Source organism: Bradyrhizobium sp. 62, assembly GCF_023073035.1.
GTDB lineage: Bacteria > Pseudomonadota > Alphaproteobacteria > Rhizobiales > Xanthobacteraceae > Bradyrhizobium.
Window position 1 is genome coordinate 1,091,741 of the sequence record NZ_JADPIT010000015.1, and the last position, 12,500, is coordinate 1,104,240.

General features: G+C 62.5%; 11 protein-coding genes. 5 read left to right on the forward strand and 6 right to left on the reverse strand.

Translation table 11 applies throughout. The features are described from left to right. The coding region (locus IVB47_RS15745) for a porin (RefSeq protein ID WP_247462505.1) at positions 1-534 on the reverse strand (534 nt) is incomplete at its 3' end. Positions 535-936: 402 nt separating this feature from the next. Here IVB47_RS15745 and IVB47_RS15750 point away from each other — a divergent pair. Next, a complete protein-coding gene (locus tag IVB47_RS15750; RefSeq protein WP_027567247.1) occupies positions 937-1,443 on the forward strand; it encodes a MarR family transcriptional regulator in 507 nt (168 codons plus the stop codon). Positions 1,444-1,453: 10 nt separating this feature from the next. Here IVB47_RS15750 and IVB47_RS15755 read toward each other — a convergent pair whose 3' ends face one another. The 3 genes from IVB47_RS15755 to IVB47_RS15765 all read right to left on the reverse strand — a co-directional run bounded on the left by IVB47_RS15755 (position 1,454) and on the right by IVB47_RS15765 (position 4,857). After that, entirely contained in the window at positions 1,454-2,566 is a 1,113-nt protein-coding gene (locus IVB47_RS15755) for an alpha/beta hydrolase (protein ID WP_247356228.1), read from the reverse strand. Positions 2,567-2,830: 264 nt separating this feature from the next. Then, positions 2,831-3,802: an SDR family NAD(P)-dependent oxidoreductase gene (locus IVB47_RS15760; protein ID WP_247462507.1), complete on the reverse strand. Its 972-nt coding sequence runs from the start codon at positions 3,800-3,802 to the stop codon at positions 2,831-2,833. Positions 3,803-3,948: 146 nt separating this feature from the next. Then, the gene (locus IVB47_RS15765) at positions 3,949-4,857 is read right to left on the reverse strand and encodes a dihydrodipicolinate synthase family protein (RefSeq protein ID WP_247356226.1); all 909 of its coding nucleotides are present in this window, start codon (positions 4,855-4,857) and stop codon (positions 3,949-3,951) included. Between the two features lie 331 nt (positions 4,858-5,188). Between IVB47_RS15765 and IVB47_RS15770 the strand changes: the two genes are divergently transcribed. Together IVB47_RS15770 and IVB47_RS15775 are read left to right on the forward strand one after the other, a co-directional pair. Continuing rightward, positions 5,189-5,428, forward strand: coding sequence for a hypothetical protein (locus IVB47_RS15770; RefSeq protein ID WP_007611067.1), 240 nt, complete (start codon positions 5,189-5,191; stop codon positions 5,426-5,428). A 331-nt stretch (positions 5,429-5,759) separates the two neighbouring features. Beyond that, on the forward strand, positions 5,760-6,560 hold the full coding sequence (locus IVB47_RS15775; protein ID WP_249802757.1) for a tetratricopeptide repeat protein: 801 nt from the start codon (positions 5,760-5,762) through the stop codon (positions 6,558-6,560). Between the two features lie 6 nt (positions 6,561-6,566). On the opposite strand, the gene IVB47_RS15780 is transcribed toward IVB47_RS15775, so the two are convergent. Continuing rightward, positions 6,567-7,259 carry a hypothetical protein gene (locus IVB47_RS15780; protein ID WP_027567252.1) on the reverse strand — a complete coding sequence of 231 codons (693 nt, stop codon included), beginning with the start codon at positions 7,257-7,259 and terminating at the stop codon, positions 6,567-6,569. A gap of 1,972 nt (positions 7,260-9,231) precedes the next feature. Here IVB47_RS15780 and IVB47_RS15785 point away from each other — a divergent pair. Beyond that, entirely contained in the window at positions 9,232-9,486 is a 255-nt protein-coding gene (locus IVB47_RS15785) for a hypothetical protein (protein ID WP_247462509.1), read from the forward strand. Positions 9,487-10,514: 1,028 nt separating this feature from the next. Continuing rightward, on the forward strand, positions 10,515-10,766 hold the full coding sequence (locus IVB47_RS15790) for a hypothetical protein (RefSeq protein WP_247462510.1): 252 nt from the start codon (positions 10,515-10,517) through the stop codon (positions 10,764-10,766). A gap of 354 nt (positions 10,767-11,120) precedes the next feature. On the opposite strand, the gene IVB47_RS15795 is transcribed toward IVB47_RS15790, so the two are convergent. Beyond that, a partial coding sequence (locus IVB47_RS15795) for a caspase family protein (protein ID WP_247462512.1) occupies positions 11,121-12,500 on the reverse strand: 1,380 nt, incomplete at its 5' end.

The window sequence follows — 12,500 nt, forward strand, 5'->3', positions numbered from 1 at the left end:
TGCGTAGTAGACGCCGAGCGCGCCGCCCGAAATGCCGCCGTCGGTGCCGTTGATGGCGCCGCCGCTGGACCCGATCAGGCCAGTGCCCGCGGCATTGAGGCCGAGCGTGCTGCTGTACTGGGTGGCACCCGTTCCTGAGCCGGCACCGACATAATTGCCGGTCGTCCAGGTGAAGACCGCATCGAAATAGGTGCGGACAACGCCGTACTCGGTCGCGGTGCGCGTGTCGATGTTGAGATCTTCACGAGCGCGCATCGAATAATAGTTCGTCAGGCGGTTGTTGGCCGCGAAAACGTTGTTGTACTGCGCGCTGTAATTGCCGCCGGCATTGAGCGCCACTTCGGCACGCAGATAGCCGCCCAGCTTGATGCAGGTGTCGCTGCCCGGGATGTAATAGAAACCCGCACCGTAGAGCGAGCAGACCTTCACGTACTCGACCGCCTTGGCCTTGACCGGAAGATCAGCCGCCTGAGCTCCACCGACGGCGATCAGACCCGCCGCCGTGCCGAGCAAAAGGCTCTTCACCACTTTCATATTAAAACCTCCAAGTTGCTCATGTTACGAAGACCGGACCGTGAGGCCCCCCAGATCCCCGTCTTTCAAATCCGCTCGGCCGCTTTGCGCTTCGGAAACACCCTCTTCGATGCGAGGGACGTGAGCAAACCACCTGCAACGGGACGATCGAGTACCCCCACCGTCACGGCGCAATATGCCCGCACCGTTCACTAATCAAAATACCTTATTTGGTAAGCTTTGTGATTTCGCTAAACCTGTGCCCCGTTCGCAACACCATTGCGGAGCGATTCCGTGAGCTGATCATCTTTGTAGTTTTACTGACAAAATTACCCTGCTCTGCACTTGCGTCAGAGCAGGCTTGCGTGGACTATGGCTTGCACGACACCGGCCGCATACAAATCAGATCACGGGAGTGACGCTGTGTCAGCGACGAGGAAAGAAGGGGCGCGCCTCCGCTCCATCGGCAATCTGGATATCATCAGGCGCTTCACCTGGGAGATATCGTCGATCAACATGTATCTGGAGGAACTGCGTCAGTTCTGGGCGAGAACGCTCGGCATCAGCGGCCCGCAATGGCTGATCCTGATGGCGATCTCCGACCTCGACAAGGACGACGGCATTCCGGTCAACGTCGTCTCAAAACTCCTCCACGTCGATCCGTCGTTCGTCACCACACAGTCCAAGCTGCTCGAGAAGAAGGCCCTGTTGCGCCGTCGCCCGTCGCCGACCGACGCAAGGGTGGTCCGGCTGTCCCTGACCGAGAAGACGCAGAAGCACCTGGCGAGCCTCAACGAGCAGTACAAGACGATCAAGGAATTCGTCTTCCAGGAGTTCGACGAGAAAGAGCTGACGGAATTCACCACCAAACTCGCGATGCTGAAGACCCGTCTCGAAAAGGCCTGCGTCCGCCTGACCCTCGACTTCTGAGGCGACCTCCTTAAATTCGCCCCGCGGCGCCGAGCCGGGATTCGAGCCAGTCGAAGATGTATTCATTGGCAAGGCTCGGATTGTCCGCATGGGCCTGCGCCGCGCCGGTTTCGGCCGCGGTGAATACCTTCAACATGACATCCGAACTGCCGAGCCGGGACGTCTGGACGATCTGACGCGCCCGATCGGCCTTGAGCCAGCCGTCCTCGCCGAGCGTGATCAGCACCGGACAGTCGGCGCTGGAGGCCATCAGCGGCGCATGCGGCACCGGAACGATGCTGACGTCGCTCATCGCGAATCGGCTGGCAAAGAACGCCCGTTCGTGCAGGTCCCACAGGCCGCCATCGCAGACGGCGGCGGCAAGCCGCGGCTCCTGCAACACCGCGCGCGCCACGAAGGAAGAGCCCCAGCCATCGGCGACGATCGCGACACGTGCGAAATCGACCTCGCTGCACGTCTCCAGATAGTCCATCACGCACGGAATCGCGCTCTCGAGATCGCGGCGCCGCAACAGCGCGTCGAGATGATCGTCGCGCTGGTCGCCGAACAGGTCCAGCGCCAGCAGCGAGAAGCCGCGCTCGCGCGCATGGGGCGCGAGCTTGAACAGAAATTCCTCCTTGCGGTGGCCGGGTTCGCCGATGCAGATCACGGTCGGAGCTCGCACGCGTCCCGACGGCGCGGGCAGGAAATAGCCCTGCAACGAATGGCCGTCGAGCCAGGGTATCGTCATGACTTCGCCGGCCGGATCGCGCGCGGCGAGGAAGCGGCGGGCGCAATCCTGCATCGCGAGGACCGCGACCCAGCGGCGCTCGTCCGCTTGATCGAGCGGCATCGCGGCCGCACTGTAGTAATTCATGGCGCGGAGCCAGTTGCGCTGCGCGGTCGCCCTGTGACCTTCCGCGAACGCGGCCTCGGCACGAAGCCGATTGGCCTGCGCCAGATTCTTCCACTCGCGATGCCAGGACTGGTCTTCGCCCCGCTTCAGCTGCCGCGCGATCATCAGGCATTCGGCGATCGTGGCACCGCCCTCCTGGGCCGCGGTGAGGAGCCGCGTGAACTCAGCGGAGATGTCCTCTCGCTCCGGGCAAAGGGTCCAGTCGTCGGAGAGGCATGCGGGTATCATCGGGAGCTACGCTCTGGTCATCGCCTTACACATGACTGAGTAAACTATTTTGGTTCCCTGACCAAGCTGCCGTGCGCCGAATGAGAGCCGTTGGAGATCACCATCGCTTGAACGCAGGGACGTGTCGCATGCGTGACATTCCTGTTCGTCATGAGTGACCGAACACCCGCAAGAGGACCGGCAAGAAGTGGCACGCGAAATTGCCTGCGCGCCTCTTGCCATGATGCTCATCATACCTATATCCGCGCGCGCTCGGCGCCCGCTTCAGCCGAGCCGCCAGCCGACCTCCTGCGTAAAACTTTCGTAGAAGGCGCGGTCGTAGGCCTGCTCCGGTGTGGCGCGCACGCGCTCGTCAAGGCGCCTTGCATCCTCGCCCACGAGAATGCGCCATTGCTCCGCCTTGACTCCGTCGAGGATGATCCTGGCGGCCTGCGCCGCCGTCGTCGGCGCATCCTCGAGGAAGCTGCGGGCGCGCTCGGTGAACACCGCCTGGATGTCCTCATCCGACATCTTGTCGGCATCCGGCACACCGGCCGCGACCATGCGCTTGCGGGTCAGCGCGACCTCGTCTGCATTGAGCCGCTCCGAACCGTCGGCGCTCTGCACCTTGCGCGAATTGGAGACGATCGATGTGCCGATATGGCCGGGCATCACCACCGAGCATTTGACATGCGGCGCGTGCAGGCGGAGGTCGTTGATCAGCGCTTCGGTAAACCCCTTCACGGCGAACTTCGCCGAGCTGTAGGCGGTGTGCGACTGGTTCATGCCGATCGAGGCCCAGAAGCCGTTGACGCTCGCGGTGTTGACGATGTGGGCCTCATCCGCTGCGACCAGCATCGGCAGGAAGGTGCGGACGCCGAGATAGACCCCGCCCCAGCAGATATTGAAGGTGCGCTCCCACTGCTCGCGGGTGTTGGTGAACAGGCTGCCGCCGCCACCGATGCCGGCGTTGTTGAACAGAAGATGGATTCGGTCGGTCTTCTGCTGCTCGGCAAGCTCGTCGCGGAATCGCTTCAGATGATCCTCGATCGAGACGTCGGCGACATGGGTCGTGACGCGCAGGCCCTGCGGCAGCTTCTCGATTTCGCACAGCCGCTTGGTCTCGGCCATCGCGGCTTCCGAGACGTCGCACATCGCGACATTGCAGCCCTCGGCGATGAGCTGCCGCGCGAGCTCGCGTCCCATTCCCGTGCCACCGCCCGTGATGACGGCGATCTTTCCTGCAAAATCCTTCATGGGACTTTCGGCCCCTCCCCTTGTCGGTATGTTTCTTCACAGCTAGCGCCGCGCGTATCGGAGCGCGCACGAAACGTAGCAGCGCCGCATCCGCAGGTAAAAGCGGATCGGCGCTGCCATGTTCATCAGGAATTTCGGCGCGCGGACTATTCGGCCGCCTCGACGCGCCGCCCGTTCAACGCGCCGAGCCCGTCCAGCGCCTTGCGGATCGCCGCCTGCTGCACGGGCGATGCCTCCGGCATCGGCGCGCGCGGATGAGTCCTGGGCAGGCCCTGCAGCGTCTGCGCATAGCGCGTGCAGGCCGGCAGATTGTCGGCGATCACAGCGTTCCACAGCGTCAGCAGCTTCTTGTGCAGGTCGAGCGCGCGCGGATGGTCACCCGCCTTCACCGCATCCCACAGCGCGACGGAGGCATGCGGCGCCGCGGTCAGGATCGCGGCGATCGAACCATGCGCCCCCAACGTGTAGGATGGATACATCAGCGCATCGACCGCGCTGTAGATCAGCTTGTCCGGTGCCATCATCATGAGGTCCGCGAACAGCTTCAGGTCGCCCGCGCTCTGCTTGACGCCGACCACCAGCGGCACCTCGGTCATGATCCGCGTCAGCAGCGCCGGCGACAGATACGACCACGGCACCACGTTGTAGATGATGATGGGCATGCCGGTCTCATCCGCCATGGCGCGGAAATGCGCCACCATCGCCTCGTCGTCCGGCTTGAACAGGTAATGCACCGGCGTGACCTGGAGCGCGGCGACATTCATGTCACGCACCAGCTTGCCGCGGCGGATCGCATCGCGCGTGGAATCGACGATGATGCCGGCGATCACGGGAATGCGCCCATTCACCGCCGCAACCGTCGCCTCCATCAGGTCGCGATATTCCTCATGATCAAGCGTGTGCCCCTCGCCGGTCGAGCCGCCGGCTGCGACGCCGTGCGCGCCGGCGCCGATCATCCAGTCGACCTGGGGCGCCACAAGAGTGTAGTCGATCTCGCCATCCTTCCGGAACGGCGTCGTCATCGGCGGAATCACGCCGGTCGGTCGTGCCTTCATGGTCTGCCCTCGCGTTTCCATATCCCTTGTGGCGGCCCCGCTCTTTTGGCGGGTGGCCACGGTCCCTCCGAGCCTACCGGCTGCGCGCGGCCTGTGAAGCGCCACCGGCGCGGCGCTGCCCCCACAATCGATCATCCCTGCGACTCGGCCCTGCCGGTTCCCCGTATTTGCCCGGCTTCGGTTTAAGGGCAATTTTTTTACAATCCGAATCGCTAAATGGAGTCCGGACGCTGGGTCGAGTCGGCCAGGCCAGCGTGTTGTTTGCGTCACAGGCTCTGGCACTCCGCTTGCATCCTCTTCGTGGTCAGAAACTACCGATGAGGTGACTGGAATGTTCGTGACCGTCGTTGCCGTGCTCTGCCGGCTGAGTGCAGCCAGCTCAGGCAGTTGCATCGAGGAAATCGTGACCGACAGCAACATGACGCCCGAGATGTCGATGATGCAGTGTGCGATCGGCGCACAGGCCCCCCTGGCGAAATGGATGGGCGAGCATCCGATCTACCACGCCAACTGGCGGCTCGATCGCTACAAATGCGTGCCGGGTCACTACGAGATCAAGGGCCACGCCTAAGGCCCCGCAAAACTACTGGTACCAAGACGACGGACCAAGACTAAAAACGAGGAAACGCCCCGGAGGCCGACTGGTCTTTCCGTGCGGGCATCGGCAGCGCCAGCCCCCATTGCGGCGGCGTGCTTTGTGACAATCACATCTTCCCTTAAGCCACTGCTCGCAAGATGGTCGCACGCGCACGCCGCCCATCCGGCGTCAGCGCGCGAACGCGAATAGCGGTTGCCCGACGTTGGGGCCGAGGCCATACTTGGCGCCTCGATTATCGTCGATTGCGAGCCCGGTGTCGAAGCGCCCTGTTCTTCCCCCCAGCCGCGGACCTCAACAGGCCGAATTGCGCGAGCGCGCCACGCTCGCGCTGCGGATGCAGAATTTCGCCGAGGCTGAGCGGCTTGCAGCCGAAGTCTTGAAGACGAGCCGGAACGATATCGTCGCGACATGGGTTCTCGGCCGCGCCTTGCTCGCTCAGAACCGCGCAGCGGAGGCCATCCTGCCCTTGGACAAGGCGGCGCGCCGCACGAGCGATCCGGGCATTGAAACTCTGCTTGGCGCGGCCTTGGGCGAATCCGGACGTCGCACGGAAGCCGTCGAACAATTGCGCCGGACCGCGGCGCGTCGCCCGCCTTTCCTGCCGGCGTTCCAGGAACTCGCCGGCCAGCTTGCCAAGGATCGGCGCCTCGATGAGTCTATCGCGGTGATCGGCAACGCTCTCGCGCTCGCGCCGGAAAGCATCGACTTGCAACTGGATCTTGCGCGCCTGTATCTCGAGCGCAATACGCGCGGTGAGGCGCGCGCGATTCTCGTCAAGGCTCACGGGGCCGCGCCTGGGCGTCCTGATATCTCGACCCTACTTGCACGCGTGCTGCGCCAGGACGGTGATTATGCCGCAGCCGCAGAGATGTACCGGCTCGCGCTGGCGCTGCGCCCTGACGATGCCATGGCACGGGCCAACCTCGCGGCTTGCCTGTTCGAGTTGGGTGAGCGCGAAGCGGGCGAGGCGAGCCTTCGTTCGGCCTTACAAGGCCGCCCTCGAATGCTGGCACAAGCCGCCTACACGCTTGCCCATTCATCGCACGGCCGCTTCTTCTTCCGCCCAAGCTCGCTCAAGAAGTTTCTGCAAGGCGAGGTGCCGTAATACGGCTCACGCACGGAACTGCCGTCGATAGGCGCCAGGCTCCTGGGCGACCGACTTCGTCACCTCGAACACCCGTCGCATCTCCTCTGCGGTCAGTGGTGCGGTCTGGGCGACCCAGGTTTCCCGCTTCACCGCCATGCATTGCGCGATCGGCGTCCCTTTCTGCAGCACGCCGTTGAAATTCACGTCGTGCCAGTGCACCGGGAAATGGATCCAACTGTCACGATATCGATCGCAATCGACGAGGCCGGTGAGCGTCGTGAAGGGCAGATCGAACCGATTGATCGGATGCATGAACAGAACCGAATAGCCTTCCGGCGCTTCGATCAGCCATGGGTTACGAAACTTGATGAGAAGCCGGTCCGGCTCGAACAACGGCGATCCCGTGACCTGACTCGAGTCGTGAAATCCCACGGGAGAGCGCGGGAAATCGAGCTCACCACCGGCTGGCAGGTCATTGTCCCAGGAAATTTCCCCGTTCTCAAACCTGACATCGCACATCAATGGGATCAGGAAGCCGCTCGTCATGGCATCGACGACCGGAGGACACCGCTTGACCGTATCCTCCTCGCGCTGATTGATCGCGTTGAAGGCCTGCGTCGGCATCGCCTTCAGCCAGGCAGGCAGGCCTAAACTCGCAGGGACCGGTGGCGGCAATTTGTCTTCAAGACCCGGCGGACAGCGGAACTTGAGGGTCATCGGCTCGTCGGGCACTTCTGTGCTCCCATTGTCGCCGCGCGCGCACCGTGAGACTCATCGCGGACAGGCAAAGCGCGTATCGCGATGCTTTCGCGCGTGGACTCAGCCGAGTCTACCAACAAAATGGTCGGAGCGAGAGGATTTGAACCTCCGACCCCTAGTCTCCCAGACTATGGCAGAAACTTGATTTCACAAGCTATTTTTGCAAACGGCCTGATTTACCCCGTTGAGATCGCGGTGTTTTTCATATCCTTTGGCAACTGCTGTTCCGCAATCCGGCCGACCGGTACTTGTGGAAATGTGCATGCGGCCCGGTGCTGCCCCTCACACCTGCCTTAGGCTCCAATTGCGGCCACCCGAACAGCTCGGACGTCTACCGGGGTCGCTGAAGCAGTTGAGATGTCGCCGGGTTCGAGCCCGTCACTGCCCACCACGCCGGCCTCTCGCAACCCTTCGTGCCCAAGTGGGGTTCTGTTCTCATAAGTCGGGGGCTGGCCTGTTTCCATCCTCGGTGGCTTAGTTCGATTTTGGGAGTGACCTAGTTTGTTTTGTATCCCGAGGCCCGCCAGCGCCGGGGTGTGAGTTTGGCAGCTTAACGCACGATGTCGTGGATGCTCTGCCGTCCGGAGACCGAACCACGCGGATAACGAAACCCGGACCGCACGCTGGCTGGGCAAAGCTGCCTTCTGACGGAAGAATTGCTCCCAAGAGGCAGACGACCAATTTGATCGAAGCTTTTTTCAATGCTGGCGCTCCCGTGTAACGCCGCCTCAGTCGGCGGCCTCTCTCAGTTCACCAACCGGCGTCAAATTCCGATAGTTCTCGGTAGTCCGCCGGAGATGCGCCCCGGAACCGCCAAAGCTATGTCGCTGCGATCCAACCGGCTTGGGAATGAGACGCGGACCCGACAAGGACAGCCACCCCATCTTGATCTGCATGAAGTGTAGACGGCCGATGGATTACCTTGCCTTGCTGCTAGAGATTGTGAACCTACCCGCCGTCTATGCCTACAGGTGTTTCCCATGTCGGCGGGTCGATGTTGTCGCTCTCGATTGAGACCGCCTCCGTTCACGGCCCTTATCCACACCCACCACACGCAGTAGCTCGACACCGTTCCGACCTCCTACCAATCGGTCATTTGCCAGCGGTGCCTCGCGGCGCTTTGATGCCGGCATGGTCTCGGTCCGCATCCGCAAACACGAAGCTGTGCCCCAAACCGGCAGCTACGAAGTCTATTTCGACGAGGGCCGGCCGAGCGTTTATTTTTACTGGGACGACGTCGCCGGACGGCGGCTCGGGCCTGACCGGCTGACCTGCGCTGAAGCACTTGAGCAGGCCCGCGCGTTCGCAAGAGCGGAGCTCGCCCGTTATCGAGAGACAGCGGCCAGACGTCCTGGGGCTAAGTTCTTGGGAAACTAAACGGCCCCTGTCGGTTCAGACAGGGGCCGCGCGGATGGATGGCATGAGGCTAAGGAGGAGGCTCTTAGGTGTCACGCCAAGGACCCGCCAGAACTGAAACGACCAATCAGACCTTCAGGATCACTGGGACTGCGACTAAAGTTTGCGCCCTCTTGGACCAGCGGAGCCTCTACGCCGCCGCTTGGAAACGGGCCGGTGAACGAAACCATCTGTTGATTGCGCGAAGCACGCCAGAAACAGACCGAGCGTACATTGCCTCGTGTTTGAAGATGTGGATTTCAAAATGATCATACTTAAATTGGCTTAAATTGGTTGCAGTCGCTCTCGGTGCAGGATTTCTGTTCTCAATGTATTCTGGCGACCTCGGCGCGGATGTCGTGCTGGCTATTGTTTCCTGCCTTGCATAAAGCGCTCAAAAATAGGCCCGCCGACCTGGGAACCGGCGGGAGTTCGTAACTGATGTTATTGGCGGTCGGCGGGCACCGATCACCCAAGTTACTTATCCGAGTCGCGGTCGTGTGCGGCCCTTCTCGTCAGATGCCGGTACCGCAACTTGCCTGACGGCCGCCCCGTCAAGATCGCGCTGGGCGAGATGCGCGCGGCCGGCGTTCGTGGTCTCATCGTCTTCTGCCTGCACAACGCCAGCCACAACGTGATCCTCGGCCGCGACGTCGTCGACCAGTGGGCAGATGAGGTCAGGTTCTCCGATCTCGAACCCCGCTTCGTCTGCAAGGCGTGTGGAAAGCGTGGTGCCGACGTCAGGCCAGGCAGCGAGCCCACCATAGCCGCTGTCGTCCTGCCCGCATGAAGATGCGGGGTGCCGTTCTCGCGCATCGCAGGATTGTTCCCTACGCCGGAACCGAAATGAACCTGTGTCACTTGATGGTGCAGCAGGAGGCGATCACCCAATTGGTGCAGGAGCACCAAGCGCAGAAGCTCGAACTGCACCCGGAGGATCAATAGTAAGGCCAGCTCAATTGGTGCTGGTTGCATCTGAGATATTTATTTCGTCTGGAGTCTCAAATGAGATTGCGGGGTCAGAAACGGTAAGGTGATAAGCGACCCCGAGTGACACGTCGGATACGGGGGCTATGGCTGAATATCGCCTTTATCGGGTGGACAAAGAGGGACACGTTCTGGGACCGCCCGAGGTAATCTTGGGCGACGATGACCAAGCCGCCATTGCCGAGGCGCAACGATATGTGGACGGCGTGGCGGTTGAATTGTGGGATCGCGCCCGCCGTGTAGCGTTTCTCCCTCCCGTGGAGTGAGGCCGTTGCAGGGAGCCGCCTCCACCTCGCGGAGCGTACGGTCGGCCCATTAGGCCTCCAGATCGATTGTCTGCGGAGCGAGTCGTGCTTGGGATGATCCTCATGGCGGCCATCGGCCCGACGATGTTCGGATCGATTATCGCCCTGTTCGAGACCACGCGGCACTGGATCGCAGGCGGTCGGAGAGGCGAGCGCAAGAGTAAGCCCAGCCTGACTGCTGCGCCAGGACACCGCCGACTGCTCGCCTTAGCTGCGCCGCTTCTGGGTCACTAGCCGCAGTGGAATGTTATGCAGATGTGCGCGGACTCGTACGGCGGTTCTGTCCTGCCCAGCGCGCGGGCGATTTCGTCCGGTCGGCTCCCCGCTGCCGCCAGTTCCAGGAGGCGTGCGTGCTCTTGCGGCGTCCACCGTCTCACAAGCGGGTAACGCGACTGATCCATTGCCCCAGCGGCCTCCAACCGGTTGCCAGCCTGTTACACTCCATCGAGTCGCACATTCACATATGAGGTCCGACGATCCTTGATCGCGTCCTGGACTGGTTGGTAGCCAAGAACTCGGAACGATAATGCGTGCCGCCGCTTGGGGCAAAGCGATGTCGGACAGCTCCATCATTCTCTTTCCTGGCATGATCAAGCCGCTGCGTTTAGCGCGGGTCTACGGCTATCTGATCCAGCGCAGCGACGGCCTGTATCACCCAGGCGGCAGTCAGCCGGTATGCACAATGTCGCTGGCGCGGAAGATGGTCGAAGGCGGCTGGCTCGAACAGCATGGCCAGCGCTACGAGCCCACTCAGCAAGGTCTGCGGGCGGCCGAATGAATCACCAGTTCGGACGAGAACGCCGCCTCTATTAGCCCGGCGGCGGGGTGCTCTCCTGAAAAGAAACGGCCCCAGCACTTGGAGGCCTTGGGGGGCAATCTCTGCTGGGCCGCTTCACCGCGCCGGGTCCGGAGCGGAGTTCCAGACTGACGCTCTTCCTGGCTCGCTGCGTTTGCATAAGTTTTCGGGCCGTTGGGGCTAACGGCTCTCCAACGCTGCCGCAGCGTCTCGATCGCGAGGCCCGCACAAGCCGGCGCCTTAGCACTCCACTCGCCACCGCATCGCGGACCTGAGCCAGGGGGCCCACATCATCTCCGAGAAGAGCCGGCGGGCAGCATCTCACTAGCTGAGTTCTCAATTGCAGATTTCTGCGTTGCCGCCACCTGTTCCTCCACCGGCCCAGCCTGAACGAATTTCAAGCCTGCACCCCTTTCTAACCGCTCGGCAGTTGCCTTGGTCGCCGCAAATGATTTGGCCTGTAGCTTGCGGCTTTGGCGGCGTGGTGTCGCTCTTGGCACGCTCTGTTCGATCCCGCTCTTGTTCCTGGCGTTTCGCGACCGGCTTCTTGTCTTGTACCTTCTCGCATTCGTTGTCGTCGTTGACGCGAAAGCCGGCCCGACAGGCAATTTTTGCGCAGGTGTCGCCGTCAGCCTTGAAACCGTGGTCGCAGACTAGCGGGCAGACTCGACCGGCCTTGGCCTTGATGGCTTCGAGGGCGTCGAAGCTCGCGAGCTTGGCGTCGAACTTCGTGCCAGCGTACTTGTTGAACGTCGAGAGCGACCGCTGCGACGATGCATTCCAGTCGCCATCCGCAGCGGCGGAGAGGCAACCGACGCGACGTAGCTCCGATTGCACCAGCTTTACTGTCTCCTGAGGGGAGAAACTCGGCTCTGGGGAGGTCGGCGCGATTGCCGCGACCTTCTGCTCGCTCTCGACCTGCGCCTTCTTATCGGCCTTCTGCTTCGCGGCCAGTTCGGCCGCGGTCTTGTTGCTGGCGACTTTGTCGGCAAGGGCTTTCTCGGCGGCTTGCTTGTCGGCGACCGCCTTGGCGACGGCGGCCTCCGCATCCTTTCTCCGCTGCTCGGAGGCGGCTGCTTTCGCCTCCTCGATCTGCTTGGCCTTCTCGGCGGCCAGACGAGTATCCTCCGCGACCTTGGCGGCGGCTGCCGCTTTGTCCTGCTCGGTCTTTTTCGCTCGGTCGGCCGCGAGCCGGGCCTTCTCGTCCTCGGCCTGGCGAGCTTTGTCCGCTGCTGCCGCACGCGCCTCCTCCGCCGCAATCCGGTTGAGCTGGGCCTTTGCCAGATCGGTGTAAAACCCGCTCGGGTAACGATTGAGAAAGGCCGTCCAGACATCCCGGGTGCCAAGCTGAAGCGCCAGCTCGTAGTCGCGCCGGATTTCACTATCCGGGCTCGCCTGCGGTCCAGTGGCGGCAGGCTTCACCGGCACAAGCGGGACATCGTCGCCGCCGAGAGAGCCATAGACGTAAGGCTCCTGCTTGTAGCCGGTGTTCTTTAAGACGTCGTCCCGGACGAAGCCGAACGCTTTGCGCAGATCGAGTCCCGGCGTCGGCAGTCGCTCGACCAGTGCCGTCGAGAACGGACTGTTCCTGGAGTCGCCGTCCGAAGCGGTTGAGCCTGCCTTCGCGGCGAAGGCGATCATGGTGTTCGGGCTGGTCGGTTCGATCTTGGCCAGGCCGCGTCCGATCGCGCGCGAGGCGACCGTGCGCTTCATGGT

What these genes read in the sequence shown, in the direction of transcription:
- IVB47_RS15755 (WP_247356228.1), bottom strand. Translation starts at nt 2,566, where the DNA reads ATGATACCCGCATGCCTCTCCGACGACTGGACCCTTTGCCCGGAGCGA.
- IVB47_RS15760 (WP_247462507.1), bottom strand. Translation starts at nt 3,802, where the DNA reads ATGAAGGATTTTGCAGGAAAGATCGCCGTCATCACGGGCGGTGGCACG.
- IVB47_RS15765 (WP_247356226.1), bottom strand. Translation starts at nt 4,857, where the DNA reads ATGAAGGCACGACCGACCGGCGTGATTCCGCCGATGACGACGCCGTTC.
- IVB47_RS15770 (WP_007611067.1), top strand. Translation starts at nt 5,189, where the DNA reads ATGTTCGTGACCGTCGTTGCCGTGCTCTGCCGGCTGAGTGCAGCCAGC.
- IVB47_RS15780 (WP_027567252.1), bottom strand. Translation starts at nt 7,259, where the DNA reads ATGACCCTCAAGTTCCGCTGTCCGCCGGGTCTTGAAGACAAATTGCCG.
- IVB47_RS15790 (WP_247462510.1), top strand. Translation starts at nt 10,515, where the DNA reads ATGCGTGCCGCCGCTTGGGGCAAAGCGATGTCGGACAGCTCCATCATT.